This is a genomic window from Bradyrhizobium sp. CCBAU 51765, from assembly GCF_015291725.1.
In the GTDB taxonomy this organism is placed as follows: Bacteria; Pseudomonadota; Alphaproteobacteria; order Rhizobiales; family Xanthobacteraceae; genus Bradyrhizobium; species Bradyrhizobium liaoningense.
On record NZ_CP030038.1, the window covers coordinates 98,246 to 122,456 of the forward strand.

Genomic DNA, 24,211 nt, shown 5'->3' on the forward strand with positions numbered 1-24,211 from the left:
CGCGATTCCAGGTCGCGCCCGATTCTCTTTCAACCGAGTGAGGTACTCCCAATGGCCGTTAGCAAGGTTTCCGACGCCGATTTCGAAGCCGAAGTGCTCAAGGCGAACGGCCCCGTGGTCGTCGATTTCTGGGCCGAATGGTGCGGCCCCTGCCGCATGATCGCCCCCGCCCTCGACGAGATCGCCGGCGCGATGGGCGACAAGGTCAAGATCGTGAAGCTCAACGTCGACGAGAGCCCGAAGACCGCCTCCAAGTACGGCGTGATGTCGATCCCAACCCTGATGATCTTCAAGGGTGGCGAGATGGCCTCGCGCCAGGTCGGCGCAGCGCCCAAGGCGAAGCTGCAGCAGTGGATCACCTCCGCGGTCTGATCCCGCCTCGAAGATTATTTTCGGAAGCGGCCGGCGAAAGCCGGCCGTTTTGCGTTGATGGGACGTGTCCAGCGTATGACTCCAGCGTGTGACGAGTCCCGCCCTTGCCAGCCCCACCTGCGAAGCGCGCCCGAAGATCGAGCTCTCTCGTCGCGATGGAGGCGCGTTCGGTCGACGAGATCCCGCGCGGCAAGGAATGGCAATATGAACCCAAGTGGGACGGCTTCCGCTGCCTGCTGTCGCGCGAGCGCGGCAACGTCGATCTGCGCTCGAAATCCGGCGAGGACCTTGCGCGCTATTTCCCCGAGATCGTTGCCGCCGCGCTGAAGCTGAAGGCGGATCGCTTCACGCTCGACGGTGAGATCGTGGTGCCGCAAGGCAAAGGTTTTTCGTTCGACGCGCTGCTGCAGCGAATTCATCCTGCCGCAAGCCGGGTGAAGAAGCTCGCCCAGGAGACGCCCGCGCTCTACCTCGTTTTCGACCTGCTCGCGACGGCTGGGGACAAGCAGCTTGCCAAGGCGCCGCTTCGCGAGCGACGGCCGGCACTGGAAGCTTTTGCGAAGTCCCATCTCAAGGGCAGCATCTTCCGGCTTTCGCCTGCGACGGCAAGCTACGCCACGGCCGGGAAATGGCTCGCGCAATCCGGCGGCGGCTCGGATGGCGTCATCGCCAAGCGCGTCGACCTGCCTTATCAGACGGGTAATCGCGACGGCATGCAGAAGATCAAGAAATTCCGCAGCGCCGATTGCGTGGTCGGCGGCTTCCGCTACGCCACCAACGAGATCGCCGGCCGCAAGGTGGTCGGCTCACTGCTGCTCGGACTCTACGACGATGACGGCCTGCTGCATCATGTCGGCTTCACCTCGGCCATCAAGGCGGAGGAGAAGCCCGACCTGACCGACCGGCTGGAGGCGCTGATCGGCGAGCCCGGCTTCACCGGGAACGCACCCGGCGGGCCGAGCCGCTGGTCGACCGAACGCTCGGCGAAATGGTGTCCACTGAAGCCGAAGCTCGTCGTCGAAGTCTGCTACGACCATTTCAGCGGCGAGCGCTTCCGCCACGGTACCTCGATCCTGCGCTGGCGCCCAGACAAGGCGCCGCGGCAATGCCGCTTCGAGCAGCTGAAGCAGAAGGTGGCGGATCCCATGAAGCTGTTGAAGTAAGCCGCGCTCGTACCCCGGACGCAGCGCAGCGCCTCGTCAGCGATGCGCTGCAGAGCCGGGGCCCATGTCGCAGCATTCTGAGTCCCGCCTCTGCGTCGCGTCATTTCATGCCGCGCCGCGTCCGGGACACGGGCGTGACTACCCGATCCATCCCGTCGCGAGTGCGTTCGCCAGTTCCGGCTGCCCATTTCGGCGGGCCAGCGCCACCATGGCGTCGTGATCATAGACGACATGTCGGAACGTCACCTGCCAGGCCGCGTTCACCAGCTCGAGAATCGCATAACGCGCGTGCGGCGTGCCGGCTTCCACCACATGCGGATACGGATGCTTGTCGCGATAACCCGGGCTGCCGACGCTGCCGGGATTGACGATCAGCCGGCCGTCGCGCAGGCGCACGGCACGGGCGAGATGGGTGTGGGCGCAGAGGATCAGCGACTGCGTGATCCCAAGCGCAAATTGCTCGATGCGATCGAGCGGCGACAACGCGACCGTGCCGTCGGGATGCACGGTGTCGAGCCAGTAGACTTCATCGTTGCCGGGCGTCGCGTGGCAAAGAAACACCTGCTCACGGAAGACACGCGTCATCGGATGCCCGCGCAGCCAGTCGAGCTGCGCGGCATCGAGCTGTGCGTGGGCGGGCCGATCCCACGAACCCATCTTCTCCGGCGGACGGTCGAGCAGATAGCGGTCGTGATTGCCGAGCACATGCACGGCATCGAGCCGCATCAGGATCTCGACCGTGCGGCGCGCATCGAGCGGGCCGCTCAGCATGTCGCCGAGATTGACGATGTCGGCGATGCCGTGCGCGCGGATGTCGGCGAGGACAGCTTCGAGCGCGAGGTAGTTTCCGTGGATATCGGCAATCGCGGCAAAGCGCATTGGCATTTCTCTCTCGTTCCTCGGACGCAGCGCAGCGCTTCTTCAGCGGTGTGCTGCAGAGCCGGGGCCCATGTTGCGGCATTCTGGGTCCGGCTCTGCGGCTCATCGCTTGCGCGATGCGCCGCGTCCGGGACACGAGACCGTCTATGCAGGAGGCGTGCCGTTGATCGCCAGCACGTGGCCGGCGAGATACAGCGAGCCGGTGATCAGGATGCGCGGCGGCACCTCATAGGCGAGCTTGGCCAAGGCGCGCAGCGCGGCTTCGACGCCGGAAACGGTCTCGACGCGCATGCCGAGGCTGCGCGCGGCATCCGCGAGGCGATCGACCGGCATCGCGTTCTCGGTGTCTGGAATCGGCACCGCGATGATATGGCGGGTGAGGCCGGCGAAATTGGCGAGAAATCCCCGCGCGTCCTTGTTGGCCATCATGCCCGCGATCACCACCAGCGGCCGCGACACCCGCTCCTCGAGGTCGCCGAGCGCCGCCGCTGCGACACGCCCGCCCTCCGCATTGTGGCCGCCGTCGAGCCAGATCTCGGAGCCCTGCGGACCCCAGGACAGCAGTTCGCCCGAGGTGAGGCGCTGCATCCGCGCCGGCCATTCGGCACCGACGATGCCGGCTTCGAACGCGGCGTGGTTGACCTTGATGGCTGGAAGCGCACGCAGCGTCGCGATCGCAAGCCCGGCATTGGCGAATTGGTGGCGGCCGAACAGACGCGGCGCCGGGAGATCCATCAAGCCGCGATCGTCGGAATAGACCAGACGCCCGCGCTCGACATTGACGTGCCAGCTCTCGTTCGCGGCAAACAGCGGCGCACGCATGCGTTTGGCCTGTGCTTCGATCACGGCCATCGCCTCCGGCATTTGCTCGGCGCAAATCACGGGCACGCCGCGCTTGATGATCGCGGCCTTCTCGCCGGCAATCGACGTCAGCGTATCGCCGAGGAAATCCATGTGGTCCATGCTGACGGGCGTGATCACGCAGGCCGCCGGCGCATCGACCACATTGGTCGAATCGAGCCGGCCGCCGAGGCCGACTTCGAGCAGCACCACATCGGCCGGTTTCTGCGCGAACAGGTGAAACGCGGCAGCCGTCTTCAGCTCGAACACGGTCGCGGCCTCGCCGGCATTGACGCGCTCGACCTCTTCCAGCGCGGCGCGCAACTCGTCGTCACCGACGAGCACGCCGCCGCCCACGCGGCCGAGCCGGAAGCATTCGTTGATGCGGACGAGATAGGGCGAGGTATAGGCGTGGACCCGCAAGCCCGCAGCTTCCAGCGTCGCGCGCAGATAAGCCAGCGTCGAACCCTTGCCGTTGGTGCCGGCGATGTGGATCACCGGCGCAAGCTTGCGTTCGGGGTGGCCGAGCCGTTCGAGCAGGCGGTGCATCCGCTCAAGCCCGAGATCGATGCGCTTCTGATGCAGGGCCGACAGCCGGCCGATCAATTCGCCGAGCGGTGTCTTTGCACTGTCAGAGGAGGCGTTCACGCGTGGGGCGCAGCCGGCGCCGTCTCGGCCGCCGATACGATCTGCGCCGGGCTCGCGACCGGCTGCACTGATTTCGATACGCCTTCCAGCGCCGGCGCCTTGGTCAGCAGTCGGCAGAGCCGCGCCAGCGTCGGCCGCAACTCGTGGCGATGCACGACCATGTCGACCATACCGTGATCCTTGAGGTACTCGGCGCGCTGGAAACCTTCCGGCAGCTTCTCGCGAATGGTCTGCTCGATCACGCGCGCGCCGGCGAAGCCGATCAGCGCACCGGGCTCGGCGATCTGCACGTCGCCCAGCATCGCATAGGACGCGGTGACGCCACCGGTGGTCGGATTGGTCAGCACGACGATGTAGGGCAGTTTTGCCTCGCGCAGCATCTGCACCGCGACGGTGGTGCGCGGCATCTGCATCAGCGACAAAATGCCTTCCTGCATGCGCGCACCGCCCGAGGCAGCGAACACGATGAACGGCGACTTCTTCTCGACCGCGAGCTCCATCCCGCGCACGATGGCCTCGCCCGCGGCCATGCCGAGCGAGCCGCCCATGAAGTCGAAATCCTGCACGGCGACGACGACGGCGGAGCCTTCGAGCTTGCCGTAGCCGACCTTGATCGCGTCATTCAGATTGGTGCGCGCCCGCGCATCCTTGATGCGGTCGACATATTTCTTCTCGTCGCGGAACTTGAGCGGATCGGGCGTAACCTCGGGCAGCGCGACGTCGAACCAGGTCTCGTTGTCGAAGATCGACTTCAGCCGGGCCACCGCGCCCATGCGCATGTGGTAGTTCGAGCCGGGAATGACGAACTGGTTGGCCTCGACGTCCTTGTAGAACACGAGCTGCCCGGAATCCGGGCACTTGATCCACAGATTCTCCGGCGTCTCCCGCCGCAGCATGTTGCGGATCTTCGGCCGGACCACATTGGTAAGCCAGTTCATGGTTTGCTCCGATGTGCGACCCCGCTGGGAATCGCCTGAAGGATATATGGCGGCCGGGCCGCTGCCCGGCAAGCCGCCGTCTCGCCCGCCCGGGAAGCGGAATGGCTATTCCGCCGCCTGTTGTGCGCCCTTGACGCCCTGGGCCAGGGCGGCCGTCAATTCCGCGACGGCGTTAACGGTTTTGGCGGTCGCCCGCCCTTCCGCGTCGAGGCTGTTCTTGAGCGCATCCACCAGCGCGGTGCCGACCACCGAACCATCGGCCTTCTCGGCAATGGCGCGCGCAGCCTCCGGCGTGCGGATGCCAAAACCAACGCAGATCGGCAGCTTGGTATGCCGCTTGATGCGCGCGACCGCTTCACCGACGACATTCGCATCCGCCGCCGCAGCACCGGTGATGCCGGCGATAGAGACGTAATAGACAAAGCCCGACGTGTTCGCGAGCACCGCGGGGAGACGCTTGTCGTCGGTGGTCGGAGTCGCCAGGCGAATGAAGTTCAGGCCCGCCTTCAGCGCGGGAATACAGAGTTCGTCGTCTTCCTCCGGCGGCAGATCGACGATGATCAGGCCGTCAACGCCCGCCGACTTGGCATCAGCAAGAAACTTGTCGACGCCGTAAATATAGATCGGATTGTAATAGCCCATCAGCACCAGCGGCGTGACGTTGTCGTCCTTGCGGAAGTCGCGCACCAGGCCGAGCGTCTTCTTCAAGGTCATGCCCGCCTTGAGCGCGCGCAGACCTGCAGCCTGGATCGAGGGACCATCCGCCATCGGATCGGTGAAGGGAATGCCGAGTTCAATGACGTCGGCGCCTGCCTTGGGCAGCGCCTTGACGATATTGAGCGACGTCGTGAGGTCGGGATCGCCAGCCATCACATAAGTGACGAAGGCCGAGCGGCCCTGCTTCTTCAGCTCGGCAAAACGGGTATCGATACGCGTGGTCATGATCCGGCCGCCGCTGTGCTATACCTCTCCCCTCCGGGGAGAGGTCGGCTGCGAAGCAGCCGGGTGAGGGGGATGGAGAGATTCAAGTCCAGAGCGCGAAGGCTCCGCGAGTCGCAGACGAGTGCCGAAGCGAAGCTTTGGCAGGCGCTGCGCAACCGGCAGCTTGCCCGCTGGAAGTTTCGTCGCCAGCATCCGGTCGATCGATATGTCGTCGATTTCGTGACGCTGGACGGGAAGCTCATCATTGAAGTCGACGGGGTCACACATTCCAGCTTGTCCGAGATCGAACGCGACGAAGCAAGGACCAAGGTGCTTGAGGCCTGCGGTTTCCTCGTCATTCGCGTCTCGAACACGGATGTGTACGAGAATCTCGAGGGCGTGCTTGAGCTCATCCAGACATCACTAAGGTTCGAGTGAGCTGAGAGACCCCTCACCCGGCTGCTACGCAGCCGACCTCTCCCCGGCGGGGAGAGGTGCAGAGAGAGCGACGCCCGCCTCACTTCTTGCCCCTCAGGATGTCGCCGACTTGCGGGACGTCCTTGTCGCCGCGGCCGGAGAGATTGACGACCATCAGGTGATCTTTTGCGCGCTTCGGCGCGAGCTCCATCACCTTGGCGATGGCGTGCGCGGGCTCGAGCGCGGGAATGATGCCTTCGAGCTTCGACAGCAGCTGGAACGCTGCGAGCGCCTCGTCGTCGGTGGCGGAGAGATAGTTCACGCGGCCGACCTCGTGCAGCCAGGAATGCTCGGGCCCGATGCCGGGATAGTCGAGGCCGGCCGAGATCGAATGCGCGTCCTGGATCTGGCCGTCCGCATCCATCAGGAGATAGGTGCGGTTGCCATGCAGCACGCCGGGACGGCCGCCCGCGATCGAGGCCGCATGCAGTTGCGTCAGTCCATGGCCTGCGGCTTCGACTCCGAAGATCTCGACCGTGGGATCATCGAGGAACGGATGGAACAGGCCCATCGCGTTCGAGCCGCCACCGATGCAGGCGACCAGCGAATCCGGCAGGCGTCCCTCGACCTCCTGCATCTGCGCCTTGGTCTCGTTGCCGATGATCGACTGAAAGTCGCGCACCAGCGTCGGATAGGGATGCGGACCTGCGACCGTACCGATGCAATAGAATGTGTTGTGCACGTTGGTGACCCAGTCGCGGAGCGCCTCGTTCATGGCGTCCTTGAGCGTGCGCGTGCCCGACTGCACCGGCATCACCTTCGCGCCCAGCATTTCCATGCGGATGACGTTGGGCTGCTGCCGCTCGACGTCGACGGCGCCCATATAGACCACGCATTCCAGGCCAAAGCGCGCGCACAGCGTCGCAGTGGCGACCCCGTGCTGGCCGGCGCCGGTCTCGGCAATGATGCGCTTCTTGCCCATGCGCCGCGCCAGCATGATCTGGCCGAGCACATTGTTCACCTTGTGCGAGCCGGTGTGGTTCAGCTCTTCGCGCTTCAGGTAGATCTTGGCGCCGCCGAGATGCTCGGTCAGGCGTTCGGCGAAATAGAGCGGCGAAGGCCGGCCGACATAGTTCTTGAGATAGCCGTTCATCTCGGCCTGGAAGGCCGGATCGGCCTTGGCGGCGGTGTAGGCCTTTTCCAGGTCGAGGATGAGCGGCATCAGGGTTTCGGCGACGAAGCGGCCCCCGAAGATGCCGAAATGGCCGCGCTCGTCGGGGCCGCTGCGGTAGGAATTGGGTTTGGCGACGGTCATCGGACACTCAACTCTTGACTTGTATCTTGGCTGGCGCGCGCGGCGCGAATGAAGGCCTTGATCATCTCGGGATCCTTGACGCCTGGGGCGCTCTCGACACCGGAGGACACGTCGACGCCGCCGGCGCGGGTGAGGCGGAGGGCTTCAGCGACGTTGTCGGCGTGAAGCCCGCCCGAGACCATGTAGGGCAGTTTCAGATCGAGATTTTCCAGCAGGTGCCAGTCGAAGGGCTCCCCCAGGCCGCCGGGCCGCGTCGCATCCTTCGGCGCGCGCGCGTCGAACAAAATGCTGTCGGCGACTGCGGCGTAGCCCGGCAGCACGGCAAGATCGGCCGATGTTGCGACCGGCACCGCCTTCATCACCGGACGGCCGAAGCGCTGCTTGATGTCGCGCAGCCGCGCCACGCTCTCCCTGCCATGGAGCTGGAAGATGTCCGGCGACAGCGTGTCCATGATGTTGTCGAGCGTGGCGTCGTCGGCGTCGACCGTGAGCGCGACCTTGAGCGCGCGCTGCTTCACCTGGCGGCCCAGCTCGCGCCCGGCCTCCAGAGAGAGATGTCGCGGCGACGGCGGAAAGAACACGAATCCCACCATGTCGGCACCGGCGTCGAGCGCCGTTTGAAGCGTCTCCCGCGTGGACAGGCCGCAGATTTTGACGAGCAGGGACATGGTCTCAAAGCAGATGGAGGCCGCTGGTCCGCGGCCGGAAAACGGGGCTTTCGGTCGGGGCCGCTTCTACAACGTCGCGCGCTGCTTGTCTCGCCCGATGGGCCCATACAGGCCCACCCCGGAGGGAGAGGGAAGGCGCTGGGGCTCGGGCCTGGCCGCGGCCGTCTGGGCCCGAAGATCGGCCAGTTCGGCCCTGGCGGTCCGGGCTTCCGCGTCATTCCGGCGCGCCGCGCGCCGCCAGCGCCGCTGGCCGAACCAGACGGCCGAGCCGCCGACCACGACGCCCAGCGCAGCCACCAGGATCAGGAGCAGGAACAGCGGCAACGTCAGCGACAGCGACGGGTCGTCGGAAATGAAGGGATCGAAGGAGACCGTGACGAAATGCCGGTTGGCGACGGCGAACGCGACCAGGACCACGCCCAGCGGAATCACGATCAGCGCGGTCAGGAACTTTCGCATCTCGCTTCGCTCGCCTTGAATCAAGCCTGCGGCCGCATCCGCGCGACCGCAAAAAACCCTAAAGCGCGCTCACATCGCGCTTTAGTCTGGCGCGCCGGGATCCGGATGGTCGCGGTTCAGCCGCTCGCGCATTTCCTTGCCGGTCTTGAAGAACGGAACGCTCTTCTGGTCGACGGGCACATGGGCGCCGGTGCGTGGATTGCGCCCTGCGCGCGCAGGGCGGTGCTTGACCGAGAAGGCACCGAAGCCGCGCAGCTCGACGCGGTCACCGCGCGCAAGCGCGGCTACGATCTCCTCGAGAATCGCATTCACAATGTTCTCGACATCCCGCTGGTACAGATGCGGGTTGTGCTCGGCGATACGCTGAACAAGTTCGGATTTGATCATCGAGAGATAGGACCCGGGAGCGTGCGGATGACCATTTCCGTGAAAATACCGTGATCTGTCAAGACGCTAAATCAAGGCTGGGCATCGCGAAAATACGTGACAAATGCCGAAAAAGCGTGCTGCGCCGGCACTCGCAGGGCGAGAAAACCTCGTGGAACTCGCCTGTTCCAGTCAGTTTGATGCGGCCGGTTGCCACAAGGCCAGCATGCCATCCATTCCGAGCCGGTCGACCGCCTGCGCGACGCCGGTTTGGCCGATCTGATGCGCAATCGAGCTCAAACCGAGCGCTTCCAGCGTCACGGCGGCCGCCGTCTTGAGGAAAGTCAGATCGCCAAAGCGCGGCTGAAGCTTGTAATCGCGTACCGGAAGCCCCTTCTTGACGCCCTTGTGCTCGACCAGCCAGGCCACCGCCGTCTTCTCGTCGCCGATCTGGTCGATCAGCTTGAGATCGATCGCCTGGCGCCCGGTGAAGACGCGGCCATCGGCGACTTTTTCGAGCTGCGTGTCATCCATGCCACGCCGTTCCTTCACCATCCCCTTGAACCAGGCGTAGGAATCCTTGACCAGCGCATCGAGCGCGGCCCGCGCCTCGGGACTGGTCGGCTCAAAGCCGTTGGGTGCCGCCTTCAGCGGTGAGGACTTCACCTCCTCGACCTTGACGCCGATGGTCTTCAGCAGCTCGGAGACGTTGGGGTACTGGAACAGCACGCCGATCGAGCCGACCAGCGAGCTCTGCTGGGCGACGATGTGGTCGCTCGCAATCGCCGTGATGTAGCCACCCGATGCGGCGAGACCCTCGACGACGACGACCAGCGGTTTCTTCGCCTTCAGGCGGGTGAGCGAGTCGTAGAGCTGCTCGGAGCCGGCAGTGGTGCCGCCCGGCGAGTTGATGTGAACGATGACGGCGGCGGCGGCCGAATTCTCCAGCCGCTCCAGCGCCTCGGTGCGCTCGGAATCGCTGCGGATCAACCCATCGATATGCACGCGTGCGATCGAGCCGACGGATGCGAAGGTGCCGCGCGCCCCGGGTGTCGCGATCAGCGCGAAGCTCGCGATCGCCGCGATCGCGATCAGCGCGGCCATCACACGCCAGAACGTCAGCTTGCGGCGGATCCTGCGGCGATCGACGATGATGTCCGAATCGAGCGACATCGGAATATCTCCAAATGAAAGGCTGGGCGCGTTGTGCCGTCACAGCGTGACCATTGGCTTATCTGGATACATCAATTGCGGCGCAATTTGAAGAAAACAAGGCTTGGTGAGGGGCGAGCAAGCCGCCGCAGACGCAGTCGTCATCCCCGCGAAGGCGGGGATCCATAACCACAGGGAGAAGTTGTCGCGCGAGCTGGCAACCGCGAATCTTCGCCAAACTCGATCCTGTGGTCATGGATCCCTGATCTGCGCTCCGCTCTGGACAACGCTACACGTTGTCCAGAGCTGCGCTTGTCAGGGACGACAGCGGAATATGAGGCTCCAAAAATAAAAAAAGCCCCGGCTCGCGCCGGGGCCTTGATGTCAGCGAAACGTACGATTCGCTTACTTGCTGTCGCGGTTCTTGAGCGCGGTGCCCAGAATGTCGCCGAGCGTCGCGCCCGAATCGGAAGAGCCGTACTGCGCGATGGCTTCCTTCTCTTCGGCGACTTCAAGCGCCTTGATCGACACCTGGACCTTGCGGGCCTTCTTGTCGAACTGGATCACGCGGGCATCGACCTTCTCGCCGACGGCGAAGCGTTCGGCACGCTGGTCGTTGCGGTCACGCGCAAGCTCGGAGCGCTTGATGAAGGTGGTGAAGTCGGTACCGGCGATCTTCACCTCGATACCGCTCTCCTTCACTTCGAGCACTTCGCAGGTCACGACCGCGCCCTTCTTGACATCGCCCGGCTCGGCGAAGGGGTCGCCTTCGAGCTGCTTGATGCCGAGCGAGATGCGCTCCTTCTCGACGTCCACATCGAGCACCACGGCCTTCACCATGTCGCCCTTCTTGTAGTTGTCGATCACCTGCTCGCCCGGAAGCTTCCAGTCGAGGTCGGAGAGGTGGACCATGCCGTCGACGTCGCCCTCGAGACCCAGGAACAGACCGAACTCGGTCTTGTTCTTGACCTCGCCCTCGACCACCGAACCGGTCGGGTGAGCTTCGACGAAGACCTCCCAGGGGTTGCGCATGGTCTGCTTGAGGCCGAGCGAGATGCGGCGCTTGACGGAATCGACTTCCAGCACCTGCACGTCGACTTCCTGCGAGGTCGAGACGATCTTGCCGGGATGCATGTTCTTCTTGGTCCACGACATCTCGGAGACGTGGATCAGGCCTTCGATGCCCGGCTCGAGCTCGACGAACGCACCGTAGTCGGTGATGTTGGTAACGCGGCCGGTGAAGCGGGCACCCAGCGGGTACTTGGCTTCGATGCCCTGCCACGGATCGTCCAGCAGCTGCTTCATGCCCAGCGAGATGCGGTGCGTCTCGTGGTTGATCTTGATGATCTTGACCTTCACGGTCTGGCCGATCGAGAGCACCTCGGTCGGGTGGTTGACGCGGCGCCACGCGATATCGGTGACGTGCAGCAGGCCGTCGATGCCGCCGAGGTCGACGAACGCACCGTAATCGGTGATGTTCTTGACCACGCCGTCGATGACCTGACCCTCTTCGAGGTTCTGCACCAGCTCCTGACGCTGCTCGGCGCGGGTCTCTTCCAGCACCGTGCGGCGGGAGACGACGATGTTGCCGCGGCGGCGGTCCATCTTGAGGATCTGGAACGGCTGCGAGTTGTTCATCAGCGGCGCAACGTCACGGATCGGGCGGATGTCGACCTGCGAGCGCGGCAGGAACGCCACGGCACCGTCGAGGTCGACCGTGAAGCCGCCCTTGACCTGGTTGAAGATGACGCCGTTGACCTTCTCGTTGTTCTGGAACGCCTTCTCGAGCTTGCCCCAGCTCTCTTCGCGGCGCGCCTTGTCGCGGGACAGCACGGCTTCGCCGAGCGCGTTTTCGATGCGATCGAGGAACACTTCCACCTCGTCGCCGACCTTGAGGTCGCTTTCACGGCCGGGGCCGGAAAATTCGCGCAGCGCGACGCGGCCCTCGGTCTTCAGGCCGACGTCGATGACGGCCATGTCCTTTTCAATTGCAACCACCTTGCCCTTGACGACGGAGCTTTCCTGCAGGTTGCCGCCTGCGAAGGACTCGTCGAGCATCGCGGCGAAATCGTCACGCGAGGGGCTATAGGTATCAGCAGAAGTCGAAGCCATTTGTTCTCCAGTTGCGGGTGTCTTGCCGGCCGTTGGGTTCATGGGCGCATCGCACGCGCAGTGTCGGAAGGTCCGCAAAAACCTTCGAGCGACCGCTCGCTGCCCCGGCTCGGCGCCGGAACAGCGGAAGCGGGCCGGCAGAGGCCCGCGCGTTCGATACGTGGAATCTTTGTCCGGAGCCTGGATCGCGCCGGCCCCGAAACAGGGACCGAGGTATCGACATCAAAGAGGCGGGAGCGGGCGCTTCCTCCAATGACGGCTGCGGCTTAACCCCGCGACCGGCCCGCTCGGACGGCCTCGATAATGTCGATGGCGGCCCGGACGCCGCCTTCTATATCCAGTTGGGAGTTATCTAGCAAGTAAGCATCCGGGGCCGGCTTTAAAGGCGCAATCGGCCGGTTCTTGTCGCGTTCGTCGCGCTGGATGATGTCGGCGAGCACGGCCGCCTCGTCCGCCTCCTCGCCCCTCGCCCTGGCCTCCATGGTGCGGCGGCGCGCGCGGACCTTGGGGTCTGCGACGACGAAGATCTTCACGTCGGCATGGGGGCAGATCACGGTTCCAATGTCCCGGCCGTCCAGCACCGCCCCGGGCGGATCGGCGGCGAATTGCCGCTGGAAGTTGACCAGGACCTCGCGGACCCTGGGGATCGCCGAGACGATCGAGGCACCCTCGCCGGCCTTCTGGGTCTTCAGCGCCGGATTGCCGAACTTCTCGGGATCGAGCTCCAACGCGGCCTGCACCGCAGCCGCCTCGTCGTTGAGATCGTGCCCTGACTGCATCAAGGCATAGGCGACCGCGCGATAGATCACGCCGGTATCGAGATGACGATAGCCGTAATGGTGGGCGAGGCGCTTGCCGAGCGTCCCCTTGCCCGAAGCCGCGGGCCCGTCGATGGCGATGATCATGAGAACTCGGCCCCTAGCGAACGCATCATCGGAATGAAGTCCGGAAAGCTGGTGGCGATGAAGGCGGTGTCGTCGACCGTCACCGGCTGATCGGAGGCGCAGCCCATCACCAGCGCGGACATCGCGATGCGATGGTCCATGTGGGTGGCGACAGTGCCGCCGCCCGGGACGTGGCCGCGGCCTTCGACGATCAGATCGTCGCCTGAGACCTCGACCTTGACGCCGTTGACGCGAAGCATGGCGGCGGTCGCCTCCAACCGGTCGGATTCCTTGACGCGCAGCTCCTGCAGCCCGCGCATGATCGTGGTGCCTTCGGCGAAGGAGGCTGCGACCGCCAGCACCAGATATTCGTCGATCATCGAGGGCGCGCGCTCCGGCGGCACCTCGACGCCGCGCAGCTTCGACGCACGCACGCGCAGGCGCGCCATCGGCTCGCCGGCATCGCCCCGCACTTCGCTCTCCTCGATCGAGGCGCCCATTTCGCGCAGCGTGGTGAACAGACCGGTGCGCAGCGGATTGGTCATGACGTCGGACAGCACGATATCGGAGCCCTCGACGACCAGCGCCGCAACAATCGGGAAGGCCGCCGAAGAGGGATCGGCGGGGACGACGACATTGGCGCCATGCAGTTCGGGCTCGCCCACCAGCGTGATGCGGCGGCCATGCTGGCCTTCCTGGGCCGAGTTGATGTCGGCGCCAAAATGCTTCAGCATCAGCTCGGTGTGGTCGCGGCTGGCCTCGCTCTCGATCACGGTCGTGGTGCCCGGCGCAGCCAGGCCCGCCAGCAGCACAGCCGATTTGATCTGGGCCGACGCGACCGGGGTCCTGTAGGTGATCGGCAGCGGATCGCGCGCGCCCTGGAGGGTCAGCGGCAGGCGGCCGCCCTCGCCCCCGGACACGACCCTGGCGCCCATTTTTTCCAGCGGATCAAGGATCCGGCGCATGGGGCGGCTGCGCAGCGAGGCGTCGCCGTCGAACACCGCCGAGATCGGGCAGCCGGCAACGGCGCCCATGACCAGCCGGCAGCCGGTGCCGGAATTGCCAAAATCCAGCGGCGCCTTGGGCTGGGCGAAGCCCCCAACGCCCACACCTTGCACCTTCCACGCGAAATCGCCGGTACGCTCGACCCTGGCGCCGAGCGCCTGCATGGATTTGGCTGTGTTGAGGACGTCCTCGCCCTCCAGCAGGCCCGAAATCCTGGTCTCGCCGACCGCGAGCGCGCCCAGGATGAGGGCGCGGTGGGAGATCGATTTGTCCCCGGGCACCCGTACTTTCCCGGTCAGGGGACCGCTGGCGCGAGCCTGGAGCGGCCTCGGTTGGTCGGAATGGGTCAAGATTGTGTCCTTGGATGCGCCCTCACCGGGCTGCGGCGCAGGTACCACATGGTCCGCGCCTCGTCACGGGCATGTCGTTCTCCTGTAATGCGCTATTGACAGCGGGCCGCCAACTAGCCAAGTGAAGCACCGCTTTTCAGACATTCCCAGGATTCCTGCCGTGGCCAAGTCCGAACTCGGAACCAAACGTATTTGCCCGACCACGGGCAAGAAGTTCTATGACCTCAACAAGAATCCGGTGATCTCGCCCTATACCGGCGAGGTGGTGCCGATCGCCCCGGTGGCACCCGCTCGCGTCCCCCGCGGCGCCGAAGCCCGGCACGCGGCGACAGCGGATGCCGCGCCCGAGCCGGCGGAGGCCGAAGAGTTGGTCTCCCTCGAGGAGGCCGATGCCGAGGAAAATACCGGCAAGGTCAAGGCCGTCGTGCCGGAATCCGAGGATGATATCGAGGTCGATGAGACCATCGACGACGACGATGATGATGATTCGACCTTCATTGCCGACGAGGAAGAGGGCGATGAGGACGTGACCGACATCATTGGTGACGTCGGAGGTGATGAAGAGACTTGAGATCAGCCCTGATCTGTGAAAAAGGGTGCACCGCGCGAGTCGCTGGGCTCGCCGGTCCGGGGTGATCAACCAGGTTCACCCCGGTGAAGGACTAAGGGGCCATAGCTCAGCTGGGAGAGCGCTTGCATGGCATGCAAGAGGTCGGCGGTTCGATCCCGCCTGGCTCCACCAGCCTTCGCTCGCTTCGCGAGCTTCGGCTCGGCAAGCCAGCCCCGCTCCATCGTAGCGAAGCGAGCGAAGGCTGCCGCGGCGTAGCCCGACGGGCGAAGCCGGGCTTTCCCGGACCAAAACTGGATGTAAGCTCCTCCCTCGACAACCAGGGAGAGTGCGATGAAGTACGTCTACATCCTGGAGAGCCTCGATTCCCTCCATTTCTATGTCGGGATCACCGACGACCTGCGGGCCCGACTGGCGAAGCACAATGCTGGTGAGGTACCACACACGTCGAAATTCGGGCCCTGGCGTCTCAAGACCTACATAGCATTCAGCGACGAGAAGCAGGCCGTCGGGTTCGAGCGATACCTGAAATCAGCTTCCGGCCGTGCCTTCGCCAAGAAGCGCCTCTAGCCCCTACTCCCCGATCACCGCATTCAGCCTGTCGCGCAGCGCCACGATCTCGTCCTTCATCGCGACCAGTTCCGACACCGAGCAATCCGACGCCGCCAGGATCGACTGCGGCACGGCGCGGGCCTTTTCCTTGAGCGCGTATCCCTGCGGCGTCAGCGCGATCAGCACCTGACGCTCGTCCTCGCGCGAGCGGCTGCGCTTGACGAGATGGGCGGCCTCGAGCCGCTTGAGCAGCGGCGTCAGCGTGCCCGAATCCAGGAACAGCTTCTCGCCGATGTCCTTGACCGGCACGTCGTCGCGCTCCCACAGCACCAGCATCACCAGATATTGCGGATAGGTCAGGCCGAGCCGGTCGAGCAGCGGCTTGTAGACGCGGTTGAAGGCATGCGCTGCGGAATAAACCGCAAAGCAGATCTGGTTGTCGAGCCGCAGCGGCGCGTCCGCTGCCGATGGTTTCCGGGCCATTGCAGAATCTCACGAGGTTCGGCCGCATTGTGAGGCCGGTCGGCGGCACATTCAATTGCGAACAATTAAATGTGAGACGTCGCAATTTCAATTGCGCACAATCTAATTGCCTGCAATAAAGATCGCGCCCTACCCCAAAACCCCAGGGAGACCACAATGTCCGTGAACGTCCTCTACAAGACCAGCGCAAAAGCCACCGGCGGCCGCGACGGCCATGCCGCGACCCTCGACGGCGCGCTCGACGTCAAGCTCACCACGCCGAAGGAGCTCGGCGGCGGTGGCGGCGCCGGCAACAATCCCGAGCAACTGTTTGCGGCCGGCTATGCCGCCTGCTTCATCGGCGCGATGAAGTTCGTGGCTTCGCAGGGCGGCCCGAAGGTCCCGGCCGACGCCTCCGTCACCTCCACGGTCGGCATCGGACCGCGCTCCGAGGGCGGCTTCGGCCTCGACATCGATCTGGCCGTCTCGCTGCCGGGCCTTGCCCGCACCGAGGCCGAGGCGCTGGTCGCGAAGGCGCATCAGGTGTGCCCCTACTCCAACGCCACGCGCGGCAATGTCGACGTTCGCCTGACTGTCGTCTGATCGAAAGTGCGAATGGGCTGGCCCCCGGGACCTCCCCGGGCCGGCCCTCGTCGTTTTGCCACGCTGCGGCATTGACGCGCGACGGCGCATGCGGCTCTACGCCGGGAGCCATTGCTGCTCCTGGCAAACCTCGCTAGGCCTGTGACCGAACCTCGACACAGGAGAAGCGAAGGCATGAGTTCTGAAGCCGCCCCAGGTGCCATGAGCGGACTGCGCGTCATCGATCTCACGCGCGTGCTCGGCGGTCCCTATTGCACCCAGATCCTCGCCGACCATGGCGCCGACGTGATCAAGGTCGAGCCGCCTGCGGGCGACGAGGTGCGCGAATGGGGCCCTCCGTTCCACGAGGAGGACGCGGCCTATTTCGTCGGCATCAACCGCAACAAGCGCTCGATCGGCCTCGACCTCGCCTCCGAGGGCGGGCGCGTCGTGCTGCTGAAGATGCTGGAGACCGCCGACGTCCTGATCGAGAATTTCAAGCCGGGCACCCTGGAGAAGTGGGGCATCGGCAACGAGAGCTTGCGCGAAAAATTCCCGCGCCTCGTGCATTGCCGGATCTGCGGTTTCGGTGCCGATGGCCCGCGCGGCGGCAATCCCGGCTATGACGCCATCATCCAGGCCATGACCGGCATGATCGCAGCAACCGGCTCGCCCGAGAGCGGGCCTATGCGGATCGGCGTGCCGCTGGTCGACATCACCACCGGCCTTTATGCGGCGATCGGCATCCTGATGGCGCTGTCGGAGCGGCAGCGCTCCGGCAAGGGCCAGTTCCTGGAGACGACGCTGTACGAGACCGGCCTTGCCATCATGCATCCGCACACCGCGAACTATTTCATGCATGGCAAGCCGCCGTCGCTCACCGGCAACGAGCACCCGAACCTCGTGCCCTACGCGATCTTCCCGACCAAGACCGACAACATCTTCATCGGCGTCGGCAATGACGGCACCTTCCGCAAGCTCGCCAAGGAGATCGGCAAGCCCGAGCTCGGCACCGACCCGCGCTTTGCCCGCAACAAGGACCGTATCGCCAATCGCGAGGCGCTGCGTGCCGAGCTTGCGGCCGTGTTCAGCCAGCACGAGGCCGAGCCGCTGTGCAATCGCCTGCTCGCGGCGGGCCTGCCCGCTGGCCCCGTGCAGAAGATCGACCAGGCATTGACGAACCCGCACACGATCTACCGTGGCGATATTATCGAGAAGGACTGGTACAAGGGCGTGGCGTCACCGATCCGGCTCGATCGCTCAAAGCCGAGCCTGCGCCGCCTGCCGCCGAAATTCAGCCAGCACGCGGCGGAGGTGCTCGGCGAGTTCGGCTACTCCAAGGCCGATATCGACGCGATGGTCGAGATGGGCACGGTCTGCGGCCCCGAGCGCAAGCGCTAGCGTTTCATGGAATAGGCCGCAGCATTGCCGCAAATGCGGTGCGCTCCCCCGCCTGCGGGGAGAGCTGGGGAGAGGGTGCTTCCGCAATGGGACTACCCCAAAGAGGAGAGAGCCCTCACCCGGCGCGCGGGGGACGATGCTTCGCATCGCCCGGAGCGCGCCGACTTCCCCCGCAAGCGGGAGAGGTTAAGGCGCCCGGAGCCGCATCCGTTCTAACCCAACCTCATTCCGCGCTGGCGGCCCCTCTCCTTTTCCTTTTCCGCATCAACCAATGCCGCACTGCGGCGCGTCTACGCATGTGCACCGCGAACGGCCGCGCGCACGTCCTCGCCTATTTTCCGGCTTCCCTTTTCCAGCGCTTGCCGCTTTCGTTTCGGCCGCTTACACAGTCATGTGAACGTCATATGGTGCTGCTAGCGCAAGCGCTTCTTTAGTGACGGGCAAGGGAGGATTCTTGATGGCTCTTCGACATTTTGGTGCGGCTGCCGCATTTGCACTCACGGTCGGCTTGTCGGCTTCGCCGGCGCTGGCTGTGACCGAAATCCAGTGGTGGCACGCGATGACCGGCGCCAACAACGACGTCATCGTCAAGCTCGCCAACGACTTCAACACCGCGCAGAGCGACTACAAGGTGATCCCGACCTACAAGGGCAACTACGCCGATACGATGAACGCCGGCATCGCGGCGTTCCGCGCCGGCAACGCGCCGCACATCATGCAGGTGTTCGAGGTCGGCACCGCCACCATGATGGCCGCGACCGGCGCCGTGAAGCCGGTCTACAAGCTGATGGCCGAGACCGGCGAGAAGTTCGATCCCAAGGCCTATCTGCCCGCGATCACCGGCTATTATTCGACCTCGAAGGGCGAGATGCTGTCCTTCCCCTTCAACTCGTCGTCGACCGTCATGTGGGTCAACCTCGACGAGCTGAAGAAGGCGAATGTCGAGATCCCGAAGACCTGGCCTGAAGTGTTCGACGCCGCCAAGAAGCTGCACGACAACGGCCATCCCACCTGCGGCTTCTCCAACTCCTGGGTCACCTGGGTCAATCTCGAGCAGCTCTCCGCCTGGCACAACGTGCCGCTCGCCAGCAAGGCCAACGGCCTCGACGGTTTCGACACCGTGCTGCAGTTCAACGGGCCGCTCCAGGTCAAGCACCTCGAGAAGCTGGTCGAGCTCCAGAAGGACAAGACCTACGACTATGCCGGCCGCACCAACACCGGCGAAGGCCGCTTCACGTCAGGCGAATGCCCGCTCTACCTGACCTCGTCGGCCTTCTTCGGCAACGTCAAGGCGCAGGCCAAGTTCGCCTTCACCGCGGTGCCGATGCCCTATTATCCCGACGTGAAGGGCGCGCCGCAGAACTCGATCATCGGCGGCGCCTCGCTCTGGATCATGGGCGGCAAGTCGGCGGAAGAATACAAGGGTGTGGCGAAGTTCCTGACGTTCCTCTCCGATACCGATCGCCAAGTCTACATCCACAAGTCCTCGGGCTATCTGCCGATCACCAAGGCGGCCTATGAGAAGGCCAAGGCTGAAGGCTTCTACAAGGACCAGCCCTATCTCGAGACGCCGCTGCTCGAGCTGACCAACAAGGAGCCGACCGAGAACTCGCGCGGCCTGCGCCTCGGCAACATGGTGCAGCTCCGCGACGTCTGGGCCGAAGAGATCGAGCAGGCGCTGGCCGGCAAGAAGACCGCCAAGCAGGCGCTGGATTCGGCCGTCGAGCGCGGCAACACGATGCTGCGGCAGTTCGAAAAGACCGCCGTGAAGTAAGGCGACAAGTGGCAGGCCGGTGAAGCCGGCCTGCCGCTGCTGCGGGCATCATGCAAAAGCAAGCCATTTTCCAATCCAAGCTGTTGCCCTACGCGCTGGTTGCGCCGCAGCTCGCGATCGTCCTGGTTTTCTTCTACTGGCCGGCCTTGCAGGCGGTGATCCAGTCCTTCCTGCTCCAGGACGCCTTCGGCCTCTCGACCAGCTTCGTCTGGTTCGAGAACTATATCGACCTGTTCAAGGAGCCCGCCTATTTCGAGGCGATCCTGCGCACCTTCTTCTTCTCGTTCGCGATCGCGGTGTCGTCGCTGTCGTTTGCGCTGCTGCTCGCCGTGATGGCGGACAAGCCGCTGCGCGGCTCGATGCTCTACCGCACGCTTCTGATCTGGCCCTATGCGGTGGCGCCGCCGGTCGTCGGCGTGCTCTGGATCTTCATGCTGCATCCCTCGCTGGGCGTGCTCTCGCGCTATCTGCGCGCCCTGGGCATCGACTGGAATCCGCTGCTCGACGGCGACCAGGCCGCGGCACTGATCATCCTCGCCGCGGCCTGGAAACAGATCTCCTACAATTTCCTGTTCTTTCTCGCCGGCCTGCAGAGCATTCCCAGAAGCGTGCTCGAGGCCGCCGCGATCGACGGCGCGCGCCCGATGCGGCGGTTCTGGACCGTGACCTTCCCGCTGCTGTCGCCGACCATCTTCTTCCTCCTGGTCGTCAACATCGTCTACGCCTTCTTCGACACGTTCGGCATCATCGACACCATGACCCGGGGCGGCCCCGGCAAGTCGACCGAGACGCTGGTCTACAAAGTCTATACAGACGGCCTGCTCGGCGGAAATCTCGGCAGCTCTGCGGCACAGTCGGTGATCCTGATGTTCATGGTCATCGTGCTGACGGGCATCCAGTTCCGCTTCGTCGAACGCAAGGTGACCTACTGATGGTCGAGGAAGAGGGCTTCCGGCGCTACGTCGCCCACATCATCCTATGGATCGGGATCGCGATCGTCGCCTTCCCGGTCTATCTCGCCTTCATCGCCTCCACCCAGGACAACGCGGTGATCGCCAACGGCCAGATGTCGCTGCTGCCGGGTGGTCATTTCTTCGAGACCTACTACCAGACGATCTTCGTCGGCACGAGCGGCTCGACCCGCGAGCCGGTCGGCAACATGATGCTGAACTCGCTGGTGATGGCGCTCTTGATCGCCGTCGGCAAGATCGCGATCTCGATCATCTCGGCCTATGCGATCGTGTATTTCCGCTTTCCGTTCCGGATGCCGATCTTCTGGCTGATCTTCATCACCCTGATGCTGCCGGTCGAGGTTCGCATCTATCCGACCTACAAGATCGTCGCCGATCTGCACATGCTCGACAGCTATGCCGGCCTGTCGCTGCCGCTGATCGCCTCGGCCACCGCGACGCTGCTGTTCCGCCAGTTCTTCATGACGGTGCCGGACGAGCTGCTGGAGGCCTCACGCATCGACGGCGCAGGTCCCTTCCGCTTCTTCTGGGATACGCTGCTGCCGCTGTCGCGCACCAACATGGCGGCGCTGTTCGTGATCCTGTTCATCCTCGGCTGGAACCAATATCTCTGGCCGCTGCTGATCACCACGCGCGACGACATGCAGACCATCCAGGTCGGCATCCGCAAGATGATCACCACCACCGACGCGCTGACCGAATGGCCGATCGTGATGGCGACCGCCGTGCTGGCCATGCTGCCGCCGGTGTTCGTCGTCGTCGTCATGCAGAAGCTGTTCGTGCGCGGACTGGTCGAGACGGAAAAATGAAGGGGCGAATAGTGAGTAGCGAATGGCGAATGGAAGATAGCGCCTTCGCTTCCTTGCCCTCCCCATTCGCCACCCCCCATTCGCTATTCGCTGGAAAAACCCATGGCTAACGTCACCCTGCGCAACGTCCGCAAGACCTATCCCGGCGGCTTCGAGGCCATCAAGGGCGTCGACGTCGATGTCGGAGACGGGCAGTTCTGCGTGCTGGTCGGACCTAGCGGCTGCGGCAAGTCCACGCTGCTGCGCATGGTCGCGGGGCTGGAGACGGTTACCGGCGGCGAGATCGACATCGGCGGCCGCGTCGTCAACGGAATCGAACCCGCCGACCGCGACATCGCGATGGTGTTCCAGAATTACGCGCTCTATCCGCATATGAGCGTCTACAACAACATGGCCTACGGCCTGCGCAACCGCGGCATGGCGGAAGCCGAGATCAGGACCCGCGTCGACGAGGCCGCGCGCGTGCTCGAGCTCACGTCGATGCTGGAGCGCAAGCCGCGCCAGCTCTCCGGCGGCCAGCGCCAGCGCGTCGCCATGGGCCGCGCCATCGTGCGCCAGCCCAAGGTGTTCCTGTTCGACGAGCCGCTGTCGAACCTCGACGCCAAGCTGCGCATCGCGATGCGGGTCGAGATCCGCAAATTGCAGCGCAGGCTCAACACGACGTCGATCTACGTCACCCACGACCAGCTCGAGGCGATGACGCTCGCCGACATTCTCGTCGTGATGAACGGCGGCCAGGTCGAGCAGGTCGGCAATCCCCTCGCGATCTACGAGAAGCCGGCGACGACCTTCGTCGCCTCCTTCATCGGCGCACCGCCGATGAATTTGATGTCGACGCGGCCCGAGGAGATCCGGTCGCAGCTCGCCGGCAGCGCCGCGGCCGACGCCGGCATCCTCGGCATCCGCCCGGAAGACTTCGTCATCACCGACCAGACCCCGGATGGCGGCGTCGCGCTGCCGCTGACGGTGGAGGCAATCGAGCGCGTCGGTGCCGAAACCTTCGTCTACGGCTCCCGCGAGCAGGAGGAGCAGCGCGTCGCCGCCACCCCCGGCGAGCTGCCGCCCGGCGAGATCATCGTCCGCATTCCCGGAACCGAGGCTCCAGCTATTGGCCAGAAGATCCGCGTCGCGGCAGTGCGCGCCAAGCTGCATCTGTTCAGCGCCGACGGGCGGACGCGGCTCGAGGCCTGAGGGTTCCGCAGAGCCAAACACCAAAGTGCGAAAACAACCCCATGCACAGTAGAACGGGGGTTGTTTTCGTTGGAGAATATTCAGCGACAGAGTCGTCGTGCCAGGAAAAGCCCGGCCGTGACGCTTCGCGACCATCTGAGGGCGCAATGCCCGTCCACAGCCTCCGGCTACGTCCTTGAACCCACAGCAGAACATGCCCATATTGCTGATCAAGGGGTGCCTTGACGGGCCCTGAAACACCAAAGTCGCTTCTGCGAGGACTTTGTAAACTATGTCTCGTGTTCCAACGCTCTCCAGTCCCTTTCTGCTGGGCTTCGACGAGATCGAGCGCGTGCTCGACCGCGTTGTCAAAGGCGCCGACGGCTACCCTCCCTACAATATCGAGAGGTGCAACGGATCGGACGGCCAGCCCGAGCGCTTGCGCATCACGCTGGCGGTTGCCGGATTCACGCGCGACCAACTCGATGTAACCATTGAGGAAAACCAGCTCGTGATCCGCGGGCGGCAGCAGGACGACAAGACCCGGCAATACATCCATCGCGGCATCGCCGCGCGCCACTTCCAGCGCACCTTCGTGCTGGCGGAGGGGATGCTGGTGCTGGGTGCGGATCTGAAGAACGGGCTGTTGTCGATCGATCTGGCCCGGCCAGAACCGGAGAGGATCGTTAAGACAATCGCTATCAATGAGCACGAATAATGGAACGAGTAGCGGACTCGACCGCTTAGTGTTCCAGAGGAGTCGAGACCATGAGTGAAGGTCACGTTGCGTTCGAATACGAAGCCAAGAACGTCTCTCCGGAGACGCTGGCAACCCTGGGCGAAGGCCATATCGCCTATGTGAAGCAGATCCGTTCCGAGGACGTGCCGGACCTGTTCCCCGAGGCGCCGAAGATTGCGCCCGGACTCAAGCTGTTCGCACTCCACGCCGCCGACGGCACGCCGATCATGCTGACCGACAGCCGCGAAGCCGCGGTCGCCAACGCCTGGAGCAACGAGCTGCAAGCGGTGAGCGTGCACTAAAGCGCGCGCGTCGCACGAATAGGGTTTCAAGCGGGCATGCCTTCGCGCGAAGGCGTGCCCGTTTTCATTGAGAGGCGACGTTTTCGCGTCGCCATCGCCAGCCACCGGGAATTCGGCGATGTCCCTGCCCGCGTGCGGGCAGAGCTATCGCATATGATTCGTGGCGACGGTCTGCGCGCGCACCTCGTCCTTCGAGACGGCGCTAACGCGCCTCCTCAGGATGAGGCTAATCAGCGTCAGTGCCCGTTGCTGCCGCACACTCCGACCTCATCCTGAGGAGCCCGCCTCCAGCGGGCGTCTCGAAGGATGGCCGCAGGGAAAACTTTCAAATGCAATTGCCCTGGCGTGCGGGTGTTGATGCTCACACGAGACCGTCATTAATCCGTGATTTG

At 64.5% G+C, this 24,211-nt stretch carries 26 protein-coding genes and 1 tRNA gene; 14 read left to right on the forward strand and 13 right to left on the reverse strand.

What is annotated here, in order from left to right; translation table 11 throughout:
- The first annotated feature begins 51 nt into the window (after positions 1-51).
- On the forward strand, positions 52-372 hold the full coding sequence (gene trxA / locus XH96_RS00405) for a thioredoxin (protein ID WP_008540017.1): 321 nt from the start codon (positions 52-54) through the stop codon (positions 370-372).
- A 155-nt stretch (positions 373-527) separates the two neighbouring features.
- Positions 528-1,535: an ATP-dependent DNA ligase gene (locus tag XH96_RS00410; RefSeq protein WP_194393977.1), complete on the forward strand. Its 1,008-nt coding sequence runs from the start codon at positions 528-530 to the stop codon at positions 1,533-1,535.
- A gap of 138 nt (positions 1,536-1,673) precedes the next feature.
- Here XH96_RS00410 and XH96_RS00415 read toward each other — a convergent pair whose 3' ends face one another.
- From XH96_RS00415 to trpA, 4 genes are all read right to left on the reverse strand, one after another.
- Positions 1,674-2,414 carry a metallophosphoesterase gene (locus tag XH96_RS00415; RefSeq protein ID WP_194393978.1) on the reverse strand — a complete coding sequence of 247 codons (741 nt, stop codon included), beginning with the start codon at positions 2,412-2,414 and terminating at the stop codon, positions 1,674-1,676.
- Between the two features lie 144 nt (positions 2,415-2,558).
- Positions 2,559-3,902 (reverse strand): folylpolyglutamate synthase/dihydrofolate synthase family protein, encoded by a 1,344-nt coding sequence (locus XH96_RS00420; RefSeq protein ID WP_194390587.1) that lies wholly within the window; start codon positions 3,900-3,902, stop codon positions 2,559-2,561.
- A complete protein-coding gene (gene accD / locus XH96_RS00425) occupies positions 3,899-4,840 on the reverse strand; it encodes an acetyl-CoA carboxylase, carboxyltransferase subunit beta (protein ID WP_194390588.1) in 942 nt (313 codons plus the stop codon). The genes XH96_RS00420 and accD overlap by 4 nt, the downstream gene beginning before the upstream one ends.
- Before the next feature lie 105 nt (positions 4,841-4,945).
- Positions 4,946-5,782, reverse strand: coding sequence for a tryptophan synthase subunit alpha (gene trpA / locus XH96_RS00430; RefSeq protein WP_194390589.1), 837 nt, complete (start codon positions 5,780-5,782; stop codon positions 4,946-4,948).
- 72 nt (positions 5,783-5,854) lie between these two features.
- Here trpA and XH96_RS00435 point away from each other — a divergent pair, with 72 nt between their 5' ends.
- Entirely contained in the window at positions 5,855-6,199 is a 345-nt protein-coding gene (locus tag XH96_RS00435) for an endonuclease domain-containing protein (RefSeq protein WP_194390590.1), read from the forward strand.
- Positions 6,200-6,278: 79 nt separating this feature from the next.
- Here the strand turns inward: XH96_RS00435 and trpB are convergent, their stop codons facing one another.
- From trpB to aroA, 8 genes are all read right to left on the reverse strand, one after another.
- Positions 6,279-7,493 (reverse strand): tryptophan synthase subunit beta, encoded by a 1,215-nt coding sequence (trpB, locus tag XH96_RS00440; RefSeq protein WP_194390591.1) that lies wholly within the window; start codon positions 7,491-7,493, stop codon positions 6,279-6,281.
- Positions 7,490-8,161 (reverse strand): phosphoribosylanthranilate isomerase, encoded by a 672-nt coding sequence (locus XH96_RS00445; RefSeq protein WP_194390592.1) that lies wholly within the window; start codon positions 8,159-8,161, stop codon positions 7,490-7,492. Before XH96_RS00445 ends, trpB begins: the two co-directional genes overlap by 4 nt.
- A 66-nt stretch (positions 8,162-8,227) precedes the next feature.
- Entirely contained in the window at positions 8,228-8,620 is a 393-nt protein-coding gene (locus tag XH96_RS00450; RefSeq protein ID WP_194390593.1) for a lipopolysaccharide assembly protein LapA domain-containing protein, read from the reverse strand.
- An 81-nt stretch (positions 8,621-8,701) separates the two neighbouring features.
- Positions 8,702-9,007 carry an integration host factor subunit beta gene (locus XH96_RS00455; RefSeq protein WP_007598410.1) on the reverse strand — a complete coding sequence of 102 codons (306 nt, stop codon included), beginning with the start codon at positions 9,005-9,007 and terminating at the stop codon, positions 8,702-8,704.
- Between the two features lie 171 nt (positions 9,008-9,178).
- Positions 9,179-10,159 (reverse strand): signal peptide peptidase SppA, encoded by a 981-nt coding sequence (sppA, locus tag XH96_RS00460; protein WP_194390594.1) that lies wholly within the window; start codon positions 10,157-10,159, stop codon positions 9,179-9,181.
- A 384-nt stretch (positions 10,160-10,543) separates the two neighbouring features.
- A complete protein-coding gene (gene rpsA / locus XH96_RS00465) occupies positions 10,544-12,250 on the reverse strand; it encodes a 30S ribosomal protein S1 (protein WP_194390595.1) in 1,707 nt (568 codons plus the stop codon).
- 266 nt (positions 12,251-12,516) lie between these two features.
- Positions 12,517-13,155, reverse strand: coding sequence for a (d)CMP kinase (gene cmk / locus XH96_RS00470; RefSeq protein WP_028180115.1), 639 nt, complete (start codon positions 13,153-13,155; stop codon positions 12,517-12,519).
- Positions 13,152-14,489 carry a 3-phosphoshikimate 1-carboxyvinyltransferase gene (aroA, locus tag XH96_RS00475; protein WP_194390596.1) on the reverse strand — a complete coding sequence of 446 codons (1,338 nt, stop codon included), beginning with the start codon at positions 14,487-14,489 and terminating at the stop codon, positions 13,152-13,154. The genes cmk and aroA overlap by 4 nt, the downstream gene beginning before the upstream one ends.
- Before the next feature lie 160 nt (positions 14,490-14,649).
- On the opposite strand from aroA, the gene XH96_RS00480 reads away from it, so the two are divergent.
- From XH96_RS00480 to XH96_RS00490, 3 genes are all read left to right on the forward strand, one after another.
- Entirely contained in the window at positions 14,650-15,060 is a 411-nt protein-coding gene (locus XH96_RS00480; RefSeq protein ID WP_035673723.1) for a TIGR02300 family protein, read from the forward strand.
- Between the two features lie 95 nt (positions 15,061-15,155).
- Positions 15,156-15,231 (forward strand) — tRNA-Ala (locus XH96_RS00485).
- A gap of 159 nt (positions 15,232-15,390) precedes the next feature.
- Positions 15,391-15,627 carry a GIY-YIG nuclease family protein gene (locus tag XH96_RS00490; RefSeq protein WP_194390597.1) on the forward strand — a complete coding sequence of 79 codons (237 nt, stop codon included), beginning with the start codon at positions 15,391-15,393 and terminating at the stop codon, positions 15,625-15,627.
- A gap of 3 nt (positions 15,628-15,630) precedes the next feature.
- Here XH96_RS00490 and XH96_RS00495 read toward each other — a convergent pair whose 3' ends face one another.
- The gene (locus tag XH96_RS00495; protein WP_028180119.1) at positions 15,631-16,092 is read right to left on the reverse strand and encodes a MarR family winged helix-turn-helix transcriptional regulator; all 462 of its coding nucleotides are present in this window, start codon (positions 16,090-16,092) and stop codon (positions 15,631-15,633) included.
- Between the two features lie 156 nt (positions 16,093-16,248).
- Between XH96_RS00495 and XH96_RS00500 the strand changes: the two genes are divergently transcribed.
- From XH96_RS00500 to XH96_RS00535, 8 genes are all read left to right on the forward strand, one after another.
- Entirely contained in the window at positions 16,249-16,674 is a 426-nt protein-coding gene (locus tag XH96_RS00500) for an organic hydroperoxide resistance protein (RefSeq protein WP_194390598.1), read from the forward strand.
- Between the two features lie 174 nt (positions 16,675-16,848).
- Positions 16,849-18,054, forward strand: a complete 1,206-nt coding sequence (locus XH96_RS00505) for a CaiB/BaiF CoA-transferase family protein (RefSeq protein ID WP_194390599.1) — start codon at positions 16,849-16,851, stop codon at positions 18,052-18,054.
- 457 nt (positions 18,055-18,511) lie between these two features.
- Positions 18,512-19,828, forward strand: coding sequence for a sn-glycerol-3-phosphate ABC transporter substrate-binding protein UgpB (gene ugpB / locus XH96_RS00510; protein WP_194390600.1), 1,317 nt, complete (start codon positions 18,512-18,514; stop codon positions 19,826-19,828).
- 50 nt (positions 19,829-19,878) lie between these two features.
- Positions 19,879-20,760, forward strand: coding sequence for a sn-glycerol-3-phosphate ABC transporter permease UgpA (gene ugpA, locus XH96_RS00515; protein WP_194390601.1), 882 nt, complete (start codon positions 19,879-19,881; stop codon positions 20,758-20,760).
- On the forward strand, positions 20,760-21,608 hold the full coding sequence (gene ugpE / locus XH96_RS00520; RefSeq protein WP_194390602.1) for a sn-glycerol-3-phosphate ABC transporter permease UgpE: 849 nt from the start codon (positions 20,760-20,762) through the stop codon (positions 21,606-21,608). The genes ugpA and ugpE overlap by 1 nt, the downstream gene beginning before the upstream one ends.
- 102 nt (positions 21,609-21,710) lie before the next feature.
- On the forward strand, positions 21,711-22,799 hold the full coding sequence (locus tag XH96_RS00525) for a sn-glycerol-3-phosphate import ATP-binding protein UgpC (protein ID WP_194390603.1): 1,089 nt from the start codon (positions 21,711-21,713) through the stop codon (positions 22,797-22,799).
- 271 nt (positions 22,800-23,070) lie between these two features.
- Positions 23,071-23,496 (forward strand): Hsp20 family protein, encoded by a 426-nt coding sequence (locus tag XH96_RS00530; protein WP_194390604.1) that lies wholly within the window; start codon positions 23,071-23,073, stop codon positions 23,494-23,496.
- A gap of 50 nt (positions 23,497-23,546) precedes the next feature.
- Positions 23,547-23,819 (forward strand): DUF1150 domain-containing protein, encoded by a 273-nt coding sequence (locus XH96_RS00535; RefSeq protein ID WP_018645064.1) that lies wholly within the window; start codon positions 23,547-23,549, stop codon positions 23,817-23,819.
- The last annotated feature ends 392 nt before the right edge of the window (positions 23,820-24,211 follow it).